This is a genomic window from Micromonospora sp. CB01531, assembly GCF_001905095.1.
Lineage (GTDB): Bacteria > Actinomycetota > Actinomycetes > Mycobacteriales > Micromonosporaceae > Micromonospora.
Genome location: NZ_LWLS01000118.1, coordinates 13,267 through 35,620 on the forward strand (window position 1 = coordinate 13,267; position 22,354 = coordinate 35,620).

Sequence of the window (22,354 nt, forward strand, 5' to 3'; positions counted from 1 at the left end):
TGGCTCACGGGGACGTACGTTCGATCAACTGGCGGTCTGGGGTGATGCGAGCAAGTCGGCCTGCACCGCGGCCGGGGGTCATTCGCAACGGTCTTCGGCGCCTCGGCCGTACGGCTCGCAGCAATCGGCGCGGTGCCGGTAGACCCGTAGATCGCGGCCGTGCCGGTGGCCGTACTCGGGCGTGATCTCGTACAGGCAGGCCTGCCACACGACGGTTTCCCCGCGGCCGGGCACCACCTGGCCGTCACCGGGCCCGCCGCGTAGCAGCACGTCCATGCTCCGACGGTACGTGCCTGGCGAAGGCGGGGCGCGGCGTCCGAGACTCTGCCGTCGGACTCGGATGGGCGCGGGGGATGGCGCGGTCCCCGCAACTGTTCGCTGCGGGGACCGGTCGTCGGTGGCCTGCGGCCGAGGATGCTCCACCTGCGCGCTGCCGTGGCCAGCAGCCGAGCGGTGACCTCGTCGACCGGATCAGGTTCGCCTTCGGCGCCCGTCGCTCGCCAGAGGTAGCCCGATCAGTCGCGCAGATTGGTCCGACGTGCTTTTGAGCAGGGGGAGTGCATCCTCCTTCGCTGGATGGTCCGGCGATGGCGGTGCTGTGACGACTGCGGCATTCGTTGTCGCGGATCTCCGCCCGAGGTGAGCCGGTTCCCTCCCACGATGACGTGGGGGCCGGGGATGAGCGGGGCTTATGGGCGGGGCTGGAGGTGAGTTCCGGCCGGGCGCGGGTGGGTGCGGCGGCGGAACCGGTGCTGCGTCGGCCGGTTGCGCCGATGCTCGCGGCGCCGGTCGATGCGGTGCCCGAGGGTCGGGATCTGGTGCACGAGCCGAAGTGGGATGGTTCTCCAGAGATTTCGAGATGTCTCAGGGGCGGGACGTCGCCGCGCAGTCAACCTGACCATGACGACCCACGCGGCTTGATCGAGACCATGGTGAGTTGCTACCGGCGGCTCTCCGACATCGATGCGGTGTCCGCTCCTGCCGAACAAGGCCACTCGCTGGACGACCTATCCGAGGGATGTAGCTGGGATCCCTGTGGGAGCCGAGCAGCCCCGGCCGGCGAAGAATGCGCCGGTCGGGCGACCAGTGGTTGGGGCTGTTCCTGGCCCGCAGGCCCGCCGTTAGCAACCGTTTCGGACCATCGATCATGCCGTCATACCGCTGGGGTGCGATCAGGTGTCGCCGGGCGTGACGAGGCCGGTCTCGTAGGCCAGGACGACCGCCTGCGCGCGGTCGCGGAGGGCGAGTTTGGCGAAGATCCGCGCCACGTGGGTCTTGATCGTCGCCTCGCTCAGGGTCAGTGCCTGGGCCAGTTCGGTGTTGGAGAGACCGCGGCCGAGGAGCGTCAGCACTTCCAGTTCGCGCGGCGTCAGCGCGGCGAGATTCCGGTGGATGGCGGGGGTCGGTCCGTCGCCGGCCGATTGGTCCGCGCTGGCGAAGCGCTGGACGAGCCGCCGGGTTATCGAGGGCGCGAGGAGGGCGTCGCCGGTGTCGACGAGGCGTACGGCGGCGGCGAGGTGGTCGGCGGTGACGTCCTTGAGGAGGAAGCCGCTTGCGCCGAGTGTCAGGGCGGCGTAGACGTATCGGTCGAGGTCGAAGGTGGTGAGCATGAGCACCCGGCAGTGGGGGCTGTACTTCAGGATGCGTCGGGTTGCCTCGAGCCCGTCCATCGTCGGCATGCGGATGTCCATGAGCACGACGTTGGGACGCAGCCGCCGCTCGGCCGCCACCGCCTCGGCGCCGTCAGCGGCCTCGCCGACCACGTCGATGCCGCGGGCGGTGAGGATCAGCCGGAAGCCGGTGCGGATCAGCTCCTGGTCGTCGGCGATGAGCACACGCGGCGAGGGCAACGGCGCCGGCCCGGGCGGTCTGGCAGGGTCGGGCGGGGCCTTCACGGGTGCTCCACCGGGATGCGGGCGCGGACCCGGTACCCGCCGCCGAGCCGCCGGCGGGCGTCGAGATCGCCACCGTAGACCGCAACGCGCTGTCGCAGCCCCAGCAATCCCCGCCTGGCGCCGTCTCCGCTGCGCGGTGCAGGCTGGTCGCCCGTCAGCACGCTGGGACCCGTGGTGAGCACCTCCACCCGCAGCGAGTGCTTGGCGTAGCGGATCGTCACCTCCGCCTTCCCTCCGGCGGCGTGCTTCAGCGCGTTCGTCAGTGCCTCCTGCACGATTCGGTACGCGGTGACGTCGATCCCGGATGGCAGTGGCCGGGGCTCACCGGAGATCCGCACCTCTACCGGCAGGCCGGCGAACGCGATTCGGTCGATCAACGGGCTGAGCCTGCTCAGGCTGGGCTGCGGCGCCAGGTCGGCCCCGTCCGTGTCATCGTTGCCGTCCGCCGCGGGCGCGAGCAGGCCGAGCAGGTGCCGTAGCTCGGTCATCGTGGTCCGTCCGGCGCCTTCCACTGCCGACAGCGCCGTTGCGGCATCGTCGGGCATGGTCGTGAGCACCTCGCGCGCGGCGGTGGCCTGAACGATCATGAGGCTGACGTTGTGGCTCACGATGTCGTGCAGCTCCCGGGCGATGCGGGCACGCTCGGCGTCGACTGCGGTACGGGCCGCGCTCTCCCGCTCCCGTTCAAGGAGCCAGCCCCGCTCCTCCAGCGCCCGACGGTGCTCGCGCCGGGCCCGGACGAGTGCGACACCGAGCCATACCGCGGTCGCGCAGGCTGCGACGAGCGCGCCGACCAGCCACACCGCCCCCGATCTCACGCAGGAATTTTCGCAGACCCGGATCGGTGCCACATCATCCCCGGTATTGAGCCGGTACATCCCTGGGATGACAGCTCCGACGTATTACATCCCAGGACCGACGACCGGGCACCACCCGCGGCCATAGCGTGCTGCCATGACCACTGATACCTGCGTCGTGCGGCTGGACAAGGTCCGCAAGGAGTACGGCGACACGACCGCCCTGGACGGCGTGTCGCTTGAGATCCGCACCGGTGAGGCGGTGGCGGTGATGGGCCCGTCGGGCTGCGGCAAGTCCACCATGCTGAACATGATCGCCGGGTTGGACCGGCCGACATCCGGGTCGGTGCGCGTCCACGACGAGGAGCTGAGCCGCCTGAACGAAACGAAGCTTGCGCTGTTCCGGCGGCACCGGATCGGCATGATCTTCCAGTTCTTCAACCTGCTCGACGACCTACCGGCGATAGACAACGTGGCGCTCGCCGCCCAGCTGACCGGTACCAAGGCAGGCCCGCCACGCAAGCGGGCCATGGAACTGCTCGACGAACTCGGCATCGCCGACCGGCGCAACGCGTATCCGGCGGCCCTCAGTGGCGGCGAGCGCCAGCGCGTCGCGGTGGCCCGGGCCCTCATGAACCGTCCGGCACTGCTGCTCGCCGACGAGCCGACCGGCGCCCTGGACAGCCGCTCCGGCGAGCAGGTGATGGACCTGCTGCTGGACCTCAACCAGATCGGACAGACTTTGCTCATCGTCACCCACGACGAGCGGCTCGCGACGCGGTGCGCGAGCCGCGTGGTCGAACTGGCCGACGGCCGGATCACCCGCGAACGCAGTCTGGAACGCGCATGAGTGCCGTGTGGAGGGCCTCGCGGGCCGCAGTCCGGCGACGCCGGGTGCAGACGTTCGTCATCGGCCTGGTCGTCCTGCTCTCCACCACGACGATCGTCGTGGCGCTGGCGCTGCTCGAGGCGTCCTCGGCGCCGTTCGATCGCGCCTTCGCCAGGCAGCAGGGACCACACGCGATCGCCGTGTACGACCCGGCCAAGGTCACCGACGCGCAGCTCACCGGCCAGCGAACCGGCGTGGCGGCCGCAGCGGGACCGTTCGGGCAGGTAACGCTCGACCTTACCGAGGGCGGCGGGCCGGGCCCACGGGGTCCGCTGACCGTCGTGGGGCGCGCCGACCCGGGCGGCTCGGTGGACCGTCTCAACCTCTGGCAGGGGCGCTGGCCCACGGCCGCCGGCGAGATCGTCCTCAACCAGCCCGACCCCGGCGCCGACCCGAGGGGATTTCCGCCGGACAGCGGAGAGGTGACCCTCGGCGGCAAGCGGTACACCGTCGTCGGCCGGGCCCACAGTCTCAGCCAGACCGCCGACGCCTGGGTGTCACCGGAACAGATGACCGCGCTGCACCCCACGTCGGTTCAGATGCTCTACCGGTTCACCGGTGACGTGTCTACGAAGCCCGCGGTCCACGCCGACCTGGCCGCCGTCACGGCCGGCCTGCCGGCGGGCGCGCTGATCGCCGCGCAGCCGTACCTCGTCGTCAAGGAGAAGGTCGCCTCGGACATCGGCGTGTACGTGCCGTTCCTCGCCACGTTTGGCATGCTCGGACTGATCGTCGCGGTCGTCATCGTGGGCAACGTGGTCAGCGGCGCGGTCGTCTCCAGCTTCCGGCACATCGGGATCCTCAAGGCGCTCGGATTCACACCGCGCCAGGTTGTCGCCGTCCACCTCGTCATGGTGTCGGTACCCGCCCTCATCGGCTGTGTCCTTGGCACCGTCGCCGGCACCCTCGCCGCCCAGCCGCTGCTGAGCGACGGGTTCGCGGGCCTCGGACTCGACGTCGGCATCAACGTCGGCGTCTGGATCTGGGTCGCCGGGCTGGTCGGCGTGCCGACACTCGTCGCCCTGTCGGCGTTCGTACCCGCCGTCCGGGCACACCGACTCTCGGCCGCCCAGGCGATCAGCGCCGGCAGCTCCCCACGGACCGGGCATGGGACGCGAATCCAGCGCCGGCTCGCCGGTGTCCGGCTGTCGCGTCCGGTCACCCTCGGGCTGGGCCTGCCGTTCGCGCGACCGGGCCGGACCGTCTTCACCGTCGTGGCCGTCCTGCTCGGCGTGACCACCGTGACGTTCGCGACCGGGCTGGCCGACACGCTGACCCGGATCTCCACGATCGAAGACCGGGCCTCGGGACAGATCGGGGTCCGGCCGTCCGACGGCCGGACGCGGATCGCCCCCGAAGGTCAGCTGCCGCCCACGGGGCCGCAGGCCACCACCACTCGGACCGACACCGAGGTCGAGCAGCTGCTGCGCGGGCTGCCGGACGTCGCCCGGGTCACCTCCGTCTTCAGACTGCCGGTCCCCACCATCGGGCAGACCCAGCCGCTGACCGTCAACTTCGTCCGCGGTGACTACTCGTCGATGGGCTACCAGGACGAGCTCACCGCCGGACGCTGGATGACGCGGGCAGACGAGACAGTCGTGCCGTCGGAACTCATGCGTGAGCGCGGACTGAAGATCGGGGACAAACTCACCCTGGAGCTCGGCGGACGGCGGACGGTGCTGACCGTGATCGGCGAGACGATGGACGGCGCGCCCGGACCGCCCGGCATGTTCGTGGACTGGCGCGTCCTCACCGAACTCGCGCCGGACCGCGCCGTCAAACCACACGAGGTGTACTACCAGGTCCAGCTCAAGCGTGGCGGCGATGTCGCGGCGTACGTCGCCGCGGTCAAGGCGGCCGACCCGGCGATCGATGCATGGGACACCTCCCAGCTCAGCGACTTCGCGGTGACCGTGATCGGCTTCTCGTCGGTGCTCTCGCTGCTGCTGTCCACCGTCGCGGCCCTCGGCGTCTTCAACACGGTCGTGCTCAACGTCCGGGAACGCCGCCGCGACCTCGGCATGCTCAAATCGATCGGGATGACACCACGCCAGGTCGTCACAATGGTGCTGACGTCGATGGCCGTCGTCGGCGCGGCCGGCGGTGTGCTCGGCATCCCCCTGGGGATCGTCGCGCACCGGTACATCGTGCCCACCGCCGCCGACGCGGCCCGGATCGCCATCCCACACTCGGTGCTGGAGGTGTGGCAGGCGCCGACGCTCGCGCTCATGGCCCTCGCCGGCGTCGTGATCGCGCTCCTCGGTGCACTGGTCCCGGCCCGCGGCGCGGCCCGGCTCACGATCGCCGAGGTGCTCCACAACGAGTGAGCCGTCGCCTCGGGGCCTCCGGACGCGATACCGCAGGCCCCGAGCCGACAGGGTCGAGAGCAGGCAGGGCACTCTTCTAGCCGCGATCCGGGCGCTGCGCCCCTCGTCGTGGTAACACGCTGTAGTCGGCGGGCGTAGTCATCCAGTGGATTTGATCAGGCTGTCCGCCGCTACTGTCGGACGTTGGCGCCGTTGAGTGGTTGACGTAGTCGTCGACTGCCCGGAGCTGTAATGCACCTGTTCTTCGCAGACGCGCGGACGGTCCGTAAGGCCGGTGGTGCCCCGGGGCTGAGTGCACCGGAGACTTCCGATGTGCTCGCGAGGTTCGCGCCGGCACCGGGTACGCCGGTGCTGCTGTCCGAGTCGATGTGGCCGGTGGAGCCGCTGTGCAGCTGGTTCCGGGTTGGCGCTGAACCGGCGCAGCCCAAAGACGATGCGCGGGTACGCGTATACGGCGTTGATGCTGCTGCGGTTCCTGCAGGCTCGAGGGCTCGACCTGGCGTCGGCTTCCGAGGTGGACATTCAGGACTTCCGGCGTTGGCGGCTCGACGAGGCCGAGCAGACGGTCGGTGAGGCGGCCTGGGATCGCGACGCGGCAGCGATCGGTTGCCTCTACGGCTTCCTGTTGCGGCAGGGCGTCGTTGAGCGTCGGCCATGGCGGGCGACGACCCGGCGGCAGCGGACGCTGGCCAGCGGGACCCGCCGGGATCTGCGGGTGCGGCACATGGAGCTTGAGCAGTACCTGTACTGCCGGGACGTCGGATTCGGCGGGCTGGCGCCCGACGGTGGTCTCGACCAGGGCTTCCGGGGCTGGCGACCGCATCGCAACCGCGCGGCCTGCGAGCTGGCACTGCTGACCGGGATGCGCATCCAGGAGTGGTCGACACTGCTGCTGCCCGAGCTGGGGCTACTCGATGGCCGACGGCCGCGCACTGCCGACGTTGAGCTCGGCGCGTGCGCGAAGGCTGGGCACCACCGCTCGGTCTATGTGCCGGGGGACGCGATGGAACTGCTGGACCCTTACCTGCTGCTGGAGCGGCCCGAGATCGTCGCGAAGGCGCAGGGCACGCTGCGGCGCGACCACCGGGACCTGTTCGTCATCACTCGGCTGGAGGCGGACGGCGCGAAGGTCTGCGGCGTGCTTGAGGGCCGTACGGTCACCAGGCCGATCCGGGGTATGGATTCGCGGCTGCGGCGGATCGCGGTGCGGGAGACCGGGGACGGTCTCGATCCGCTGGCGGTGTTCATCGGCGCCGGTGGGCGGATGCTCACGGCCTCGGGGTGGGACCGGGTCCGGTGGGCGGCGTGGGAGCGGATGAAGGCCGCGGCGACCGGCGGGGTGGGGCCGGAGCTGCCGGTGCTGGGTATATCACGATCTGCGTCACACGTTCGCGCTGCGGCTGCTGATCTATTTGACCCGGCTGGCGCTAGGTGACGGCCGGGCACAGCAGCTGCCCATGTCGACGCTGCTGGACCACATGAGCGGCAACCCGTTGTTGCAGGTGCAGCGGCGGCTCGGCCACGCGAGTCCGGCGACGACCTACCGCTACATCCGGTACCTGAAGGACCCGATGCGGGACGTCGATGAGGCATTCCGGGCCTGGACCGCCGCCGGCGGGGCATCCTACGCCGACATCGCCCGGACGCAGTCGCGGGCCGGCCGGAATCTGACGACCTACTTCCCGGACATCACCCGGGCAGTCCGGGCGGCCATCCCGCCCGGCGTGGTGCTCGACGGTGAGCTGATCGTCTGGGAGCGTGGCCGGACCAACTTCGCGCAGTTGCAGCGACGCGTCACCGCCGGCCGCGCTGTGCTGCACATGGCACGCGAGTGCCCTGCCCATTACGTGCTGTTCGATCTCCTCGCCGACGTCGGCGGTCGCGTGATCCTGAACCTGCCGCTGGCGCAGCGGCGGGCCCGGCTGGAGCGGCTGCTCGCCGGCGCCCCGGCGCAGCTCACCGTGACCCCGCAGACGGCCGACATGCGGGAGGTGTCGGACTGGCTGCTGAACTGGACCGTCGCCGTGGGGATCGAGGGCGTGGTCAGCAAGCGCCTGGCCGGCCGGTACGAGCCCGGCCGCCGCGGCTGGTCGAAATTCCGCACCCGCATCGTCACGGAGGCCATCGTCGGCGGGGTTACCGGCAGCATCAGCCGGCCGGAGACGCTGCTGCTCGGCCGGTTCGACCGGCGGGGACGGTTGCGGTACACCGGCCGCTCCCACCCCTTGACCACCGGTCAGCGGGCGGCGTTGGCCGAGCAGCTCTCGCCGCCACGCATGCCGCGCCGTGGCGCGGTCGCACACCCGTGGCCGAATCCACTGCCGGCGTCCTGGTCCGGCCAGTTGGACCGGCCAGAGCCGCTGCCGTACGTGCAGGTAGACCCGACCGTGGTGGCGGAGATCGACGCCGACGTGGCGTTCGAACACGGACGATGGCGCCACCGCGTGCGCTACGCGCGGGCCCGGCCGGACCTGTCGGTCTATGACGTGCCGCTGCTGCTCGGCGAGGAGCAGGGCTACTACGGCGACCCGGGGTGAGCATCCGCGGGCCCGCTGACGAGCAGCAGGTGCTTCCGGACCGCTGCAGTCACGCCTTCAACAGTCACCCGTGCCTGAGGCAGCCGCGTCCACAACTGTCGACGGACGAGCGGTGGGTCAGCCTTGATGCCACTCCCGCAATCTGGGCAGACGACCTGCCTTGCGTCCGGGCTTGACCTTGACGCAGCATCAACCCCGCATGCTGACGCCATGTCCATGGATTTCCAGATGACAACTGAGCAGGCCCGGCGGCCTGTGATCCAGGTGCAGGGCCTGGAGAAGTCCTACAAGAGCTGGACGTGCTGCGCGGCGTGGACTTCGACGTGGCGCGGGGCAGCATCTTCGCCCTGCTCGGCTCCAACGGGGCGGGCAAGACCACGGTCGTGCGTATCCTGGCTGCTCAAGCCGGACGCGGGGACGACCAGCGTCAACGGCTTCGACGTCCCCACGCAAGCCGCGAACGTGCGCGAGTCCATCAGCCTGACGGGACAGTTCGCAGCCGTCGACGAGATCCTCAGCGGGAGGGAAAACCTGGTGCTGGTCGCCCGGTTGCGGCATCTGAGAGATTCTGGCCGGATCGCGGATGACCTGCTGACCCGCTTCTCGCTGACTGACGCGGCCAACCGGAAGGTGTCGACGTACTCGGGCGGCATGCGCCGCCGCCTCGACGTCGCGATGAGCCTCATCGGGAACCCGCCGGTGATTTTCCTCGATGAACCGACGACCGGGCTCGATTCACAGGCGCGTCTCGAGGTGTGGCAGGCCGTCAGGGAGCTCGCCAGGCAGGGAGGCGGGCGCGGGCATCGGTGGGGTAATGACTGCCGCTGCCTCGCCGGCTACATGCCAGCCAAGATCAACATCCCTCTCGACGTGTCGGGGCCTGGAGTTCAATCCCGGCTCAGTCCCCCCGATCTCGCCGGGAGTGACGGGCCATCGTTTGCCTTGACGGGCATCTGGCAGGCCTCGGTAATCGTCTGGGCCATTTCGTCGATGCCGCGGATCAGGGCGGCGCCGTTGATGTGTACATGGTGCTGCACGGCGGCGCCAGCCTGGAAGAAGCTGCCGGGATGAACAACGATGCCGTCGCGGCTGAGTCGGGTGCAGACGGAATGTTCATCGGGGACTGGCAGCCAGATGTGGGGCCCAGTGGTCGGCTCGAGATCGAATCCGCATCTGGTCAGGGCCTGGCTGAATTGGGAATGCCTCCGCTTGCACTCCGCGACAAAGTCTTCCGTGTGTCGGATCGCCTTTGCATCGGTCAGCTGGAAAGCCAACGCGAGCTGCAGGAGCCGGCTGACCCAGCGTGAGGAGTAGGTGAGCCGTGACCACATCATGTCGATGTACTCTGACGCTCCGCCTACCACCGCGACACGCAGGTCGGCCCCGAAGAAGAAGTTGTAGGCCTGCATGTGCACGACCCGGCTTGGCAGCCGGGTCGCCAGGGATCGCTGTATGGGTCGCATAAGGGCGGTTTGCGACAGTTCGAAGACGGGAAATGTTTCATCCTGAAGCAACGCTGCCGCCGCCTCAATCCAGGCGTCATCCACCGCCCGTCCGGATGGCACGTTTCCATTGGGCTGGTAGATCATCGCGGTCGGCTTGTTGATCATTGCCACCCGTAGTTGATCCAGGTCCGGGCCATCGGGTCGGTACTCGATGGGGATGGCCGTGGCGCCGATGGATTCCAAGATGTCGAGGACACGTGCCTGGCTGGGCGACTCGATGATCACTCGATCGCCTGGCCGGACCGCGGCGGCAAGAGCCAGTTCGATGGCATCGATGATGCCATGGGTGGCTAGAAAATGATTGGTGTCGAACGGCCAATATGGCGCGACGGCTGCCGCCAGCTCGGGTGTGATCGGGTCGGCAAAGGTGTTGTGCAGGTCGCGGTTGCTGAGTGCGTAGTCAAGTGCCGGTGCCAGGTCTGGAGGCGGCAAGTCGTCTGTGCGCAGGTTCCCCAGATCGATCGGCATGGTTGATGAGGTCCGGACCATGCTGTCGTATCGCCTGGCCCGGGGAGGCTGTGGCGGCCCCAGGACAAAGGTGCCGCCGCGACGTCGGGTTTCGATGACATGGCGGGAGCTGAGCGTCTTCCAGGCCTGCGCGACCGCCGACCTGCTCATCCCCAGCCCGGCCGCCAGATCCCTCACGGTGGGTAGCTGGGACTGGGCCGGCAGTTCCCCCGAGGCAATCAGGTCGAGAATTGCCCGGGCCAGCGCGTTGGCCGAACGCAGGGTGAGCCGAGACTGGATGAGCTGGAGGCATTCCTGGCCGTCCAGCGGCGCTGCTGTCGTCACGCTTCGTGTCCTCCGAGTGGCGAAACTCCGCCGCAGCCAGAGTTGCCCGGCGCCTCCTGATGATCAAGCCGGAGGGCGCGTCCCGTGCTGACTGTAATGCCCGAGGTTGGGGCTCGGCGAGGGCGGCGGCATCGATGCCGTGCTGGCTGTGGCGCTCCGCCGGTCACGCCGAGTTGAGGCGCCCGCGCTGCCAACGAATATGTCCATGGACATTTAATTCTTGACCTGAACATAACTCGAACCTAGCTTCTACTGCGTTGACCTCGAACTTCAGGGTCCCGGCCGCGAAGTCCAGCCACCCTGGCACCCGCCGCCGAGTTCACCCGGCACGCGACGTACACCGGTGACGGGAACTCGCATGCCGCTACCGCTCGCAGATGTCGCCCTACCACTCACTTGAACCAGAGGACGTGTGCCAGTGAAGGCCTCTCGACGTCTCGCGGTCGCTGTGGCGCTCGCCGCCCTGGCCGGGACCGCGGGCTGCACCAAGATCGATGACAGCGCAAACACCCCGACCTCATCCAGCGAGGTGGCCGACGGCGGGACGCTGACGCTCGCCGCCTCCAGCCCGATCACGGACTGGAACCCGCTCTCCGCGGCCGGCGACACCACGGGCCAGCGTCAGCAACAGTGGCCGTTCTATCCACATCCGTTCCTGACCAACCCCGACACCAGCGTGGTGCTCAACACGGCGCTGCTGGAATCCGCCAAGGTCGTCAGTGCCAGCCCGATGAAGGTTGAGTACAAGATCCATCAGAAGGCCGTATGGTCCGACGGGACCCCGATCACCGGCAAGGACTTCGAGTACACGCAGGCGGTGCAGGACCCGAAGAAGTGCGCCGGCTGCAAGGCCGCCTTCACCGAGGGCTACTCGCTGATCACGTCCCTTGAGACCGCCAATGACGGCAAGACGGTGACGATGACCTATTCGAAGCCGTTCTCGGCATGGCAGGCCCTGTTCAACTACATCCTGCCGGCGCACGTCGCGGCGTCCTACGGGGATCTGGCGACCTCCTTCAACGAAGGTTTCAGCAAGAACGTGCCGAAGTTCTCCGGCGGACCGTACGTCATCAAGGACTACCAGGACGGCGTCTCGATGACGATGGTCAAAAACCCCAAATGGTACGGGGAGCCGGCGCACCTGGACACCATCACCACCCGCTACATCTCCGGCCAAGGCGCGCAGATCACCGCGCTGCAGAACGGCGAGATCGACCTTGTCTACCAGAACCCGACACTGGACACGGTCAACCAGGTGAAGGCCATGAACGGCATGACCGTTCTGCTCGGCTCGACGATCACCTACTACCACCTTGGCATGAAGACCACCGGCGACGTGATGAGCGACGCGGCGCTGCGTAAGGCAATCGCCACCGCGCTCAATCTTGACGACATGCGCAAGCGCACGGTGGGCCAGTACGCACCAGACCTGGTGACCATGAAGAGCAGCGCGTACGTCCCCGGGCAGAAGGTGGGGGGCATCGACGCCTACCGGGACAACACCGATGAGCTCAACATCGGCAAGGGTGACAACAAGGCCGCGCTCGGAATCCTCCAGCAAGCCGGATACCGCGTGACCGACGGCAAGCTGACCCTTCCCGACGGGAAGCCGCTGCGCGACCTGAAGATGTTGACGCTGTCGACCGACGTGCTCCGAATGGAGCTCGCGCAGATCGTCCAGGCACAGCTCAAGCAACTGGGCATCACGGTCGTCATCGACCCGGCCGACGGCTCGCGCTACTCCCCGGCCCTGCGTTCGGGCAGCTTCGACATCATGGCTACCGGAACAGCGCTGGACCTCGGTGCGCTCTCACTGCAGCAGTGGTACGGCACCAACGCGGCCCGTTCGTTCGGCTACTCGTCCCCAGAAGCGGACCAGTTGTTCGCAGAGGCGGCAACCGAACTCGAGCCCGCCAAGCAGGTTGAGCTCATGAACCGACTGGACCGGGTGCTGCTTGCTGACAGTGTGGTGCTGCCGCTGTTCGCCAGCCCGCAGATGGCCGTCTACCCCGACAAGTTCGCCAACATCTTCATCAACCCGAGCAAATACGGAACCACGATGAATGTCGAGCAGTGGGGCCTGCGCAAGTAATCATGCGGTCAACCGAGAAAGGAAAGAAATGACGGTCGACTTTGTGGTGGCCACCCCGCACGACGCGGTGGAATTCAATGACGTCTACCGCAACACCACCGCGAGTGCCGGCTACATCGCCTGCAACAACATCTACAACCGCGTCGTACTGAACGAATGGTTTGAGATCAACCCGTTCCCGGACCTGGCAACCCACTGGGAGCAGCTGGACGGGTCGCGGCGGTGGCGCTTCCATCTCAATCAGGCCGCCCGGTGGCAGGACGGCACCCCCCTGACCGCGCACGACGTCGTCTACACCCACCTGCACGCCATGAAAATGGGATACACGGGCGGCCGCTTCCTGAAAGACGTGGAGACGATCGTCGCGGTCAACAACCATACCGTCGACTACCACCTCCACACGCCCAACGCCGGATTCCTCGTTCTGCTGGGCAACTTCATCTTCACCCACATCCTGCCCCGGCATCTCTACGAGGGAACGGACTGGGCGACGAACCCGCACAACCTGAAACCGGTAGGGTCCGGGCCGTTCCGGCTGGCGGAGTGGATCCCCGGTGAGCACGTCGTCATGGAGGCGGTGAAGGACCACTGGGGCCCCCAGCCGGAGATCGACCGGCTGATCTTGAGGATCGTTCCGGACCGGGACGAATGCGTCCGGATGGTGGCGCGCGGTGAGGCCCACTTCTTCCCCCAGGACACCCTGACCAGGGATCGGCTCCACCTGCTCGACGACGCGACGCCGGACATCGAACTCCTGCGGGACCCGGGGCCGGGCATGGCGCTGCTGGACTTCAACCACGGCCGGGACCTCTGGCGAGACCACCGCGTCCGCGAGGCGGTCGCCCACGCGGTGAACCGGAAGGAGATCGCCGAGCTCGGCGACCCGGGAGTGTCGCAAGCGTGGGACCACTACCTGTTGGGCTCGGTGGACTGGGCGTTCAACCCGGCCGCCACGGCGCCGGCCTACGACGTGGAGCGGGCGCGCGCGCTGCTCGACGAGGCCGGCGTGACCGCCGACGCCTCCGGAGTACGGGCCCGGTTGTCGATGTTCTACATGGACAGCTTCTATGGGCACAAGCCGTTGGCCGAGATGATCAGCCGACAGCTCGGTGAGATCGGCTTCGAGGTCAGCTTCGAAGGGCTGTCCTCCGTGGACTGGGCGCGGCGCATCGCCGGGGAGCACGACTTTGACCTGATCATCGTGGGTGGCTCGATGGCGCCCGATCCGGAGATCACCGCGCCGAAGTACTCCACCGGCGGCCAGGGCAACATCGCCCAGCATCACAACCCGGACGTGGACGCCGCCTACCTCGCCGCCCGCACGGCGGGCACTCTCGCCGAACGCGGCGCGCACTACCAGCGTTTGCAGGAGGTCTGGGCCCGGGACACCGAATGGGTGCCGCTGTTCTGGTACGGCACCTACTTCGCCCGCAGCAGCAAGTTCTACGGCTGGTCCGACCAGCTCGGCTACTCGGTGCCCTGGTGGCACTGGGGCCGGATCCGCCCGGTCTGAGGCGCACGTAATCGCATGCAGATCTTCCCGAGCAGAGGAGGTGCGAAGACATGCTTCGGCTGATCCTTCGACGGCTGGCAAGCGCCGTCCTGGTCTTGCTGCTCGCTTCCATCGTGATCTTCACCGTGATCTCGGTTTCGGGAGACCCGCTGGCCGAACTCCGGGACCGGCAGCCGCCGGTCCCGGAGTCGGTCATCGCGGCCGAGGAAGCACGACTGGGCCTGAACGACCCACTCCCGGTGCGCTACCTGACCTGGCTTAGTGGCGTCGTCACCGGGAACTTCGGCCCGTCCACGATCGCCAACCGGGACATCGGAGCCGAGTTGGGCACGCGAGTCGGCGTCACCCTTCGACTCGTGCTGTTGGCCATCGTGCTGGCGCTGGTGCTCTCCTTGATCGCCGGCACTGTCTCCGCGCTGCACCAGCGTCGCTGGCCAGACCTGCTCATGACCCCGGCTGCGTTCGTGCTCCTCGCGCTGCCGTCGTTCTGGTTGGCCGTCTTGTTGAAGCAGTGGGGGATCGGGCTGAACAACCTGACCGGTTATCAGCTCTTCTACACAGTGGGGGAAGCGTCGGTGCCCCGACCGGAGGGATTCGCGCTGGTAGCGGACATCGGGGGACACCTGGTGCTGCCGACGATCGTGTTGGCGCTGGTGCACTTCGCGACGTGGAGCCGCTACCAGCGGACCGCGGTCGCGGAGGCGCTTGCCGCCGACCACGTCCGGTTCGCCGTACTCAAGGGGCTGACTCGCCGACGCATCATCAGGTCGTACGTGGTCCGACCCGCGCTCATCCCGATCGTGACCATCGTGGCGCTGGACCTTCCGGTCGTCTTCTCTGGCGCGGTGATCACCGAGACGGTGTTCCAGTGGCGAGGAATGGGTGGATTCCTGCTGGAGTCCATCGCGCTTCGCGACACCAATGCCGTACTCGCATGGTTGCTCGTCGCCGCGACCGCCGTGGTCGTCTTCAACCTGCTCGCCGACATCCTGTACGGCCTCGTGGATCCTCGGGTGCGCTATGCCAAGTCATGAGCTGACCAAGCACCGTCCGCCGGCGTCCGAGCCGGCACAGTCGGGGTCCGGGTTCCAGACATCCGGGACATCAAAGATGGCCGTGACCGTCCGACGGTTCCTCCGGCACAAGGTGGGCATGGTCGCGCTGGGCGTACTGCTCATCGTCATCCTCGCGGCGATCATCGTGCCGCCGCTGTGGCCGTACGACTACACCGACATCACACCGCAACTCTCGCAGGCCCCATCCGTGCAACACCCGATGGGCACCGACACCCTCGGCCGGGACCTGTTCGCCCTCGTGCTGCGCGGCATGCAGCAGTCGCTGCTCATCGCGTTCTCGGTCACGATCATCGCCTGCATCATCGGCGTCGTCCTGGGTGTCACGGCTGGCTACTTCGGCAGTTTCATCGACGCCACCGTGATGCGCGCTGTCGACCTCGTGCTCACCCTGCCCACCCTCGCCCTGGCCGCGTTCCTGGGGTCCCTCGTCACCGGCCGCGGAGTCTCCTGGCTCGGCCTCGCGATGGTCCTGGGCTCCCTCATGTGGACCTCGGTCGCCCGCCTCGTGCGCGGCGTCGTACTGAGTCTGCGCGAACTGGCGTTCGTCGACGCCGCACGCGTGATGGGGGCAAGCCCGACCCGCATCATGTTCCGGCACCTGGTGCCGAACGTCTCGGACCACATCGTGGTGGCCGGCACGCTCATGTTCGGAGTGGCCATCCTCGCCGAGAGCAGCCTGTCCTTCCTCGGATTCGGGGTGCAACCACCAGACACGTCCCTCGGCCTGCTGGTGGCCAATGCCCAGTCGGCGGTGCTGACCCGCCCGTGGCTGTTCTACTTCCCGGGCCTTCTGATCATCACCATCGTGTTGTCGGTCAATTACGTCGGAGAGGGACTGCGGGATGCTTTCAACCCGAAGTCCTCGCCGACCAATCCGCTGGCGACCACCCGTCGGCGGTCGCGCAACAGGAAGCCGCAAATGCGCGACGCGGCGAACCACGCCGTCCTCAAGGTGACCGACTTGTCCGTGCGGTTCGGGCCCCTGGAGGCGGTGAATTCGATCAGCCTGGAGATCCAGCCGGGCGAGGTGGTTGCCCTCGTCGGGGAGTCCGGATCAGGAAAGTCCCTGACCGGACTGTCCCTGGTGGGGCTGCTACCTAGCAGCGCGGTGGGTACCGGGTCCGTCGTCTTTGCCGGGGAAGAACTCTCCGGCCTGGCCTTCGAGCAGTGGCGGAAGTACCGCGGTCGGCGGATCGCCATGATCCTGCAGGACCCGTCCACCACCCTCAACCCGGTGCTCACCGTCGGTGCCCAGTTCGAGGACTCGATGAAGCTGGACAGCGGCGGCGTCAGCCGCGCCGAGGCACGGCGGCGCGCGGTCGAACTCATGGAGAGCGTGGCCATCAAGGACGCGGAGGCCAGGCTCGACCAATACCCGCATCAACTGTCCGGGGGCATGCGCCAACGGATCGCTATCGCCCTGGCCATGGTGCACGACCCCGATCTCATCATCGCCGACGAACCAACCACCGCGCTGGACGTGACGGTGCAGGCCCACGTGATGGCGACCCTGGCAGTGGCCCGGGAGCGAACCGGCGCCGCAATGCTCTTCATCACCCACGACCTGGCCCTCGTCGCCGGCATCGCCGATCGCGTCGCCGTGATGCACCAGGGCGTGATCGTCGAAGAGAGTGACGTGTTCAGCATCTTCGACAACCCGCAAGCGGACTACACGAAGAGGCTGCTGTCGCTCGCACCGCGGATCACAGGAAAGGCGGTGGAGAAGCCATGACCAATCAGACCCACGCCAGCGAGCCCCCTGAACTGCTGCGCGTCAGAGACCTGGTCAAGCACTATCGGGCGCCGCGGGCCGCCCAACGGCATGGCCCGCCCATCGTGCACGCCCTCTGCTCGGTGTCGTTCTCGATCGGTCCAGCGCAGACCCTCGGCATCGTCGGCGAGTCCGGCTCCGGCAAGACAACCCTGTTGCGGACCATCCTCGGGCTGCAGAAGCCAACGGCCGGCCGGGTGCTGTTCCTCGCCAAGGACGCTTCCCAGCTCAAGGGCGCGAGCGCCCGTGCACTGCAGCGCGAGCTGTCAGTCGTGTTCCAGGACCCGTACACCTCGCTGGATCCGCGGATGACGGTGGCGGACATTCTCGCGGAGCCAGCGCAGATCCATGGTCTGGCGGTTAGCAGTCGGAAGGCCTTGGCGCTCCTCGACCAGGTACGGCTGCCGGCCACCAGCCTGCGGAGGTTCCCGCACGAGTTCTCCGGCGGTCAGCGCCAACGCATCGCGATCGCCCGCGCGCTGGCCCTGGATCCGAAGCTGATCGTGCTCGACGAGCCGGTCTCCGCCCTGGACGTCTCGGTCCAAGCGGAGATCCTGAAACTGCTCAAGGAGTTGCAGCAAGCGCGGCAGGTTTCCTACCTGTTCGTGGCTCATGACCTCGCCGTGGTCGCTGACATCTCTCAACGGGTGGGCGTGATGTACGGCGGCCAGATGGTGGAGTTGGGCGCGACCGAGCAGGTGATCGCCGATCCACAGCACCCGTACACCCGGGAACTCCTCGCGGCCGTGCCGGTACCCGACCCGCGCATCGAACGCGCCAAGCCGCGAATGCTGCAACGCCAATGGCCGACAGAAACCGACAACCTGCCGCCCTGCCCTCACGGCGACACCCTTTAGCCGATTCCGAGACCGATCGTCGCCTAACCAGAATCACTGAGAGAGGCATGCATGACCGTCGACTTCGTGGTGGCCACGCCGCATGATGCGGTTGAATTCAACGATGTCTACCGCAACGTGACCGGCAGCGCTGGTTACCTTGCCTGCAACAACATCTTCAACCGGGTCGTGCTCAACGAGTGGTACGACATCAACCCGTACCCGGATCTGGCCACACACTGGGAGCAGTTGGACGGAGCCCGCCGGTGGCGGTTCCACCTGAACCAGGCCGCCCGCTGGCAAGACGGCACGCCGCTGACCGCACACGACATCGTCTACACCCACCTGCACGCCAAGAAAATGGGCTACCAGGGGGCGATGTTCCTCAACGACGTGGAGACCATCGTCGCAGTCAACGACCACACCGTCGACTACCTCCTGCATTCGCCGAACGCCGGTTTCCTCGTCCTACTGGGAAACTTCATCTTTGCCCACATTCTGCCGCGGCATTTGTATGAGGGCACCGACTGGACGACCAATCCGCACAACCACAATCCAGTCGGCTCGGGCCCATTCCGACTGGCGGAGTGGATCCCCGGTGAGCATGTCATCATGGAGGCGGTGAAGAACCACTGGGGGCCGCAGCCGGAAATCGATCGACTCATCCTGAAGATCGTCCCGGACCGCGACGAATGTGTCCGCATGGTCGCCCGCGGGGAAGCGCACATCGTCCCGCAGGACACGCTGACCCGTGACCGGTTGCACCTCGTGCAGGGCGCGCCTGGCGTGGAGATCATGACGCGGGAAGGCCCCGGCATGGCGTTGCTGGACTTCAACCATGGCCGGAAGCTGTGGCAGAACCGGCGGGTCCGGGAAGCGATCGCCTACGCGATCAACCGGGACGAGATCGCCGAACTGGGCGATCCCGGCGTCTCCCAAGTCTGGGACCACTACCTGCTCGGCTCATCGTGGGCGTTGAATCCAGAGGCCAAGGCCCCCGGCCACGACGCGCAGCGGGCGTGCGCCCTGCTCGATGAGGCGGGTGTCAGGGCCGACGCCTCAGGGATACGCGGCCGGCTGACGATGTTTTACATGGACATGTTCCACGGGCACAAGCCGCTGGCGCAGCTGGTGGCCCGCCAACTGGGCGAGGTCGGCTTCGAGGCGAGCTTCGATGGCCTGGACTCGGTGGACTGGTCCCGCCAGGTCCGCAAGGACCACGACTTCGATCTGATCATCGTCGGCGGTTCGATGGCACCCGACCCCGAGATCACCGCGACGAAATACTCCTTCGGCGGTCGCAACAACATGGGCCTGCACCGCAATCCCGACGTGGACGCCGCGTACCTGGCAGCGCGCCAGGCCGCCACGCGAAACGAGCGCCGCGAGCACTACCAGCGTCTGCAGACCGTCTGGGCCCGCGACATCGAGTGGGTGCCGCTGTTCTGGTACGGCATGTACTACCCGCGCAGCCAGAAATTCTTCGGCTGGGCCGATCAGCTCGGCTACTCGATTCCGTGGTGGCACTGGGGACGAATCCGGCCGCTCGGCTAATGGCGCGAAGGATCACGAGGAAAGCCCACGCATGCGCAATACCTGGTGTTGATCTGCGGGCAGGCCCCCTGACCCACCCCTCGGTATCGGCGCCCATCAGAGTCGCCATGGTGCAACTCGACATGCACGTACAGCGACAGGCGAACGGCGTCGGTGATCACGCCGATCCGGCTCGCGGCGCCTGCCGCTGTCCGGGAGCCCGCCGATGCAGGTCTCGAAGGCGGCCGGTCGATGAACCTGGGCGGTCGACCGGCGCCTTCAGGTGTCCCCGTGCCGGAGTTGGTGAGCCTGCTGGGCGTGGATCAGCGGCGGCTTGTTCGCCGCGCCCGGCCGGGCCCGGCCGATCCACGGCGACGCCCGTTACCAAGAGACGCCGGTAACGGGCCGGGCCCGGTGGGCGGCCACATGCGAGCGGGTGGCGCAGCGTCCTCAGCAGAACCGGCGGCAGCGGCCGTGTGCGCCCTCGCGCTTCACACCGCTGTCTACTTGATCTCGACGATGACGGCACCGTTGGGGACGGTGTCGCCGACGGAGACGGCGATGCCTGTGACGGTGCCGGTCTTGTGGGCGTTAATGGGCTGTTCCATCTTCATAGCCTCCAAGACCGCGATGAGTTCGTCGGCCTCGACGGTCTGGCCTTCCTCGACCGCGATTTTGATGATGGTGCCCTGCATCGGCGCGGTGAGTACGTCGTCGGACACGGCTGCGCTTCGCTTGCCACCGCCGGAGCGTTTGGGTGCCTTCTTCTGTGCAGCGCCACCGAGGGTCGGGCCGCCTGGCAGGACGACCTCGAGCCGCTTGCCGTCGACCTCGACGACGACGGTCTGCCGCTCGGGGCTGTTCTCCTGCGTCTCGGCGACCGTGCCGGAGTGCGGCTCGACGGTGTTGTCCCACTCGGTCTCGATCCAGCGCGTATGGACGGAGAACGTCTGAGTCGCGTCGGCCGGGGCGAACGCCTCGTCGTCGACCACCGCGCGGTGGAATGGGATCACCGTGGGCATGCCGTCGATGACGAACTCGGCCAGCGCGCGACGCGAGCGCTCCAAGGCCTCGACACGGGTCCGGCCGGTAACGATCAGCTTGGCCAGCATGGAGTCGAAGGCGCCGCCGATGACGTCGCCGGCCTCGACACCGGAGTCGAGTCGCACGCCGGGGCCAGTCGGAGGACGAAACTGCGTGATGACGCCTGGAGCGGGCAGGAACCCCCGGCCAGCATCCTCGCCGTTGATCCGAAACTCGATGGAGTGCCGCGTCGGGGTGGGATCTTCGTAGCCGAGAGGCTCGCCGCTGGCGATGCGCAACTGCTCACGTACGAGGTCGATACCGGTGACCTCCTCGGTGACCGGGTGCTCGACCTGAAGACGGGTGTTGACCTCGAGGAACGAGATGATGCCGTCCTGCCCGACGAGGAACTCACACGTCGCTGCCCCGCGGTAGCCCGCTTCCTGCAGGATGGCCTTGGATGCGCGGACCAGTTCGGCGTTCTGCTCGTCGCTCAGGAACGGGGCGGGCGCCTCCTCGACCAGCTTCTGGTGGCGGCGCTGCAGAGAGCAGTCGCGGGTGGAGACGACCACGACGTTGCCGTGCGTGTCAGCAAGGCACTGGGTTTCGACGTGGCGGGGCTTGTCCAGGTAGCGCTCGACGAAGCATTCACCGCGCCCGAAAGCCGTCACGGCCTCGCGGGTGGCGGACTCGAACAGTCCCGGGATCTCCTCCAGGGTGCGCGCGACCTTCAGGCCGCGTCCACCCCCGCCATAGGCGGCCTTGATGGCGACGGGCAGCCCGTGCTCCTTGGCGAAGGCGACGATCTCCTCGGCGTCGGCGACCGGGTCGGGCGTACCGGGCACGAGGGGAGCCTTGGCGCGGGCCGCGATGTGTCGCGCCTTGACCTTGTCGCCGAGCGCGTCGATGGCCTCGGGGGAGGGGCCGATCCAGATGAGGCCGGCGTCGATGACGGCCTGGGCGAACGAGGCGTTCTCCGCGAGGAACCCGTAGCCCGGGTGGACGGCATCTGCGCCGGACTTGCGGGCGACATCGAGCAGCTTCTGCTGCGCCAGATAGGATTCAGCTGGAGTCGCTCCGCCGATGGCGTACGCCTCGTCCGCGACCTTCACGTGCAAGGCGTCGCGGTCAGGGTCTGCATAGACGGCAACCGACGCGATACCGCTGTCCTTGCACGCACGCGCGATACGAACGGCGATCTCGCCTCGGTTCGCGATCAGCACCTTCTTCAGCATGTGTAGCTCCATGTCATAGTCAGGGCGCGTATTCGCTCCGGTGATCAGCGGGGCAGGGCCGAGTGACGCCAGCCACCGGCCCCGTGCGCCAACGGCCCGCGCGCTGGGCGGGCACGTCCGGCCCACAGGAAGGTGCGGCGGGGGGCTGGTTCGTTCGCCTCTACGGAGCCTGCGACGCTGGTGAGCACGACCATCAGAGCGGCGACCTGCTCGGGGGTGGCGTCGCCGTGCAGGCGGACGATCGGGGACGCAAGCGCTCGGTCGCGCCGGAAATCCTTGGCGGTCACAGCGGGATGTTGCCGTGCTTCTTGGGGGGCAGGGTCTCGCGCTTGGTCCGGAGCACCCGCAGGGCCCGGACGATCTGGGTCCGGGTCTCGTGCGGCGGGATCACGCTGTCGACGTACCCGCGTTCGGCGGCGATGTACGGGTTGGCCAGGGTGTCCTCGTACTCGGCGATCTTCTCGGCCCGGACGGCCGCCGGGTCGTCGGCCTTCGCCAGATCCTGCCGGTAGAGGATGTTCACCGCGCCCTGC

17 protein-coding genes and 1 pseudogene are annotated in these 22,354 nt (G+C 67.9%); 11 read left to right on the forward strand and 7 right to left on the reverse strand.

Annotation, left to right across the window (positions count from 1 at the left end):
• Window positions 1-78 precede the first annotated feature (78 nt).
• The 3 genes from A6A27_RS36525 to A6A27_RS36535 form a co-directional block, all read right to left on the reverse strand.
• Window positions 79-276, reverse strand: coding sequence for a hypothetical protein (locus A6A27_RS36525; RefSeq protein WP_073839236.1), 198 nt, complete (start codon window positions 274-276; stop codon window positions 79-81).
• 896 nt (window positions 277-1,172) lie between these two features.
• Complete coding sequence (locus A6A27_RS36530) at window positions 1,173-1,850, reverse strand: response regulator (protein ID WP_073839252.1); 678 nt, start codon at window positions 1,848-1,850, stop codon at window positions 1,173-1,175.
• A gap of 41 nt (window positions 1,851-1,891) precedes the next feature.
• On the reverse strand, window positions 1,892-2,698 hold the full coding sequence (locus tag A6A27_RS36535; RefSeq protein WP_073839237.1) for a sensor histidine kinase: 807 nt from the start codon (window positions 2,696-2,698) through the stop codon (window positions 1,892-1,894).
• Between the two features lie 151 nt (window positions 2,699-2,849).
• Here A6A27_RS36535 and A6A27_RS36540 point away from each other — a divergent pair, with 151 nt between their 5' ends.
• From A6A27_RS36540 to A6A27_RS36560, 5 genes and pseudogenes are all read left to right on the forward strand, one after another.
• Window positions 2,850-3,542 carry an ABC transporter ATP-binding protein gene (locus tag A6A27_RS36540; protein ID WP_073839238.1) on the forward strand — a complete coding sequence of 231 codons (693 nt, stop codon included), beginning with the start codon at window positions 2,850-2,852 and terminating at the stop codon, window positions 3,540-3,542.
• Complete coding sequence (locus A6A27_RS36545) at window positions 3,539-5,908, forward strand: ABC transporter permease (protein WP_073839239.1); 2,370 nt, start codon at window positions 3,539-3,541, stop codon at window positions 5,906-5,908. Before A6A27_RS36540 ends, A6A27_RS36545 begins: the two co-directional genes overlap by 4 nt.
• Before the next feature lie 310 nt (window positions 5,909-6,218).
• A complete protein-coding gene (locus A6A27_RS36550; RefSeq protein ID WP_083673153.1) occupies window positions 6,219-7,343 on the forward strand; it encodes a site-specific integrase in 1,125 nt (374 codons plus the stop codon).
• Window positions 7,344-7,365: 22 nt separating this feature from the next.
• On the forward strand, window positions 7,366-8,445 hold the full coding sequence (locus A6A27_RS36555; protein ID WP_241825624.1) for an ATP-dependent DNA ligase: 1,080 nt from the start codon (window positions 7,366-7,368) through the stop codon (window positions 8,443-8,445).
• 210 nt (window positions 8,446-8,655) lie between these two features.
• Window positions 8,656-9,234 (forward strand): annotated as a pseudogene (locus A6A27_RS36560) (ABC transporter ATP-binding protein); the annotation flags it as partial.
• A gap of 98 nt (window positions 9,235-9,332) precedes the next feature.
• Here the strand turns inward: A6A27_RS36560 and A6A27_RS36565 are convergent.
• Entirely contained in the window at window positions 9,333-10,742 is a 1,410-nt protein-coding gene (locus A6A27_RS36565; protein WP_073839241.1) for an aminotransferase class I/II-fold pyridoxal phosphate-dependent enzyme, read from the reverse strand.
• A gap of 418 nt (window positions 10,743-11,160) precedes the next feature.
• Here A6A27_RS36565 and A6A27_RS36570 point away from each other — a divergent pair, with 418 nt between their 5' ends.
• The 6 genes from A6A27_RS36570 to A6A27_RS36610 all read left to right on the forward strand — a co-directional run bounded on the left by A6A27_RS36570 (window position 11,161) and on the right by A6A27_RS36610 (window position 19,584).
• The gene (locus A6A27_RS36570) at window positions 11,161-12,834 is read left to right on the forward strand and encodes an ABC transporter family substrate-binding protein (RefSeq protein ID WP_143194362.1); all 1,674 of its coding nucleotides are present in this window, start codon (window positions 11,161-11,163) and stop codon (window positions 12,832-12,834) included.
• Between the two features lie 28 nt (window positions 12,835-12,862).
• Window positions 12,863-14,347 carry an ABC transporter substrate-binding protein gene (locus A6A27_RS36575; RefSeq protein WP_073839243.1) on the forward strand — a complete coding sequence of 495 codons (1,485 nt, stop codon included), beginning with the start codon at window positions 12,863-12,865 and terminating at the stop codon, window positions 14,345-14,347.
• 50 nt (window positions 14,348-14,397) lie between these two features.
• Window positions 14,398-15,381 (forward strand): ABC transporter permease, encoded by a 984-nt coding sequence (locus A6A27_RS36580; RefSeq protein WP_073839244.1) that lies wholly within the window; start codon window positions 14,398-14,400, stop codon window positions 15,379-15,381.
• A gap of 82 nt (window positions 15,382-15,463) precedes the next feature.
• Window positions 15,464-17,155, forward strand: coding sequence for a dipeptide/oligopeptide/nickel ABC transporter permease/ATP-binding protein (locus A6A27_RS42595; protein WP_158074126.1), 1,692 nt, complete (start codon window positions 15,464-15,466; stop codon window positions 17,153-17,155).
• Window positions 17,152-18,051: an ATP-binding cassette domain-containing protein gene (locus tag A6A27_RS36605; RefSeq protein WP_073839245.1), complete on the forward strand. Its 900-nt coding sequence runs from the start codon at window positions 17,152-17,154 to the stop codon at window positions 18,049-18,051. Before A6A27_RS42595 ends, A6A27_RS36605 begins: the two co-directional genes overlap by 4 nt.
• Window positions 18,052-18,102: 51 nt before the next feature.
• Window positions 18,103-19,584 (forward strand): ABC transporter substrate-binding protein, encoded by a 1,482-nt coding sequence (locus tag A6A27_RS36610; protein WP_073839246.1) that lies wholly within the window; start codon window positions 18,103-18,105, stop codon window positions 19,582-19,584.
• A gap of 482 nt (window positions 19,585-20,066) precedes the next feature.
• Here A6A27_RS36610 and A6A27_RS36615 read toward each other — a convergent pair whose 3' ends face one another.
• From A6A27_RS36615 to A6A27_RS36625, 3 genes are all read right to left on the reverse strand, one after another.
• Window positions 20,067-21,818: an acetyl/propionyl/methylcrotonyl-CoA carboxylase subunit alpha gene (locus A6A27_RS36615; protein ID WP_198940608.1), complete on the reverse strand. Its 1,752-nt coding sequence runs from the start codon at window positions 21,816-21,818 to the stop codon at window positions 20,067-20,069.
• A 47-nt stretch (window positions 21,819-21,865) separates the two neighbouring features.
• Window positions 21,866-22,108, reverse strand: a complete 243-nt coding sequence (locus tag A6A27_RS43810; protein WP_073839248.1) for an acyl-CoA carboxylase subunit epsilon — start codon at window positions 22,106-22,108, stop codon at window positions 21,866-21,868.
• The coding region (locus tag A6A27_RS36625; protein WP_274534621.1) for a carboxyl transferase domain-containing protein at window positions 22,105-22,354 on the reverse strand (250 nt) is incomplete at its 5' end. The genes A6A27_RS36625 and A6A27_RS43810, both read right to left, overlap by 4 nt.

Excerpts from the sequence above, each read along its gene's own strand:
- A6A27_RS36540 (WP_073839238.1), top strand. The coding sequence starts at position 2,850 with ATGACCACTGATACCTGCGTCGTGCGGCTGGACAAGGTCCGCAAGGAG.
- A6A27_RS36575 (WP_073839243.1), top strand. The coding sequence starts at position 12,863 with ATGACGGTCGACTTTGTGGTGGCCACCCCGCACGACGCGGTGGAATTC.
- A6A27_RS36605 (WP_073839245.1), top strand. The coding sequence starts at position 17,152 with ATGACCAATCAGACCCACGCCAGCGAGCCCCCTGAACTGCTGCGCGTC.
- A6A27_RS36580 (WP_073839244.1), top strand. The coding sequence starts at position 14,398 with ATGCTTCGGCTGATCCTTCGACGGCTGGCAAGCGCCGTCCTGGTCTTG.
- A6A27_RS36610 (WP_073839246.1), top strand. The coding sequence starts at position 18,103 with ATGACCGTCGACTTCGTGGTGGCCACGCCGCATGATGCGGTTGAATTC.
- A6A27_RS36545 (WP_073839239.1), top strand. The coding sequence starts at position 3,539 with ATGAGTGCCGTGTGGAGGGCCTCGCGGGCCGCAGTCCGGCGACGCCGG.
- A6A27_RS36525 (WP_073839236.1), bottom strand. The coding sequence starts at position 276 with ATGGACGTGCTGCTACGCGGCGGGCCCGGTGACGGCCAGGTGGTGCCC.
- A6A27_RS36550 (WP_083673153.1), top strand. The coding sequence starts at position 6,219 with ATGTGCTCGCGAGGTTCGCGCCGGCACCGGGTACGCCGGTGCTGCTGT.
- A6A27_RS36555 (WP_241825624.1), top strand. The coding sequence starts at position 7,366 with ATGTCGACGCTGCTGGACCACATGAGCGGCAACCCGTTGTTGCAGGTG.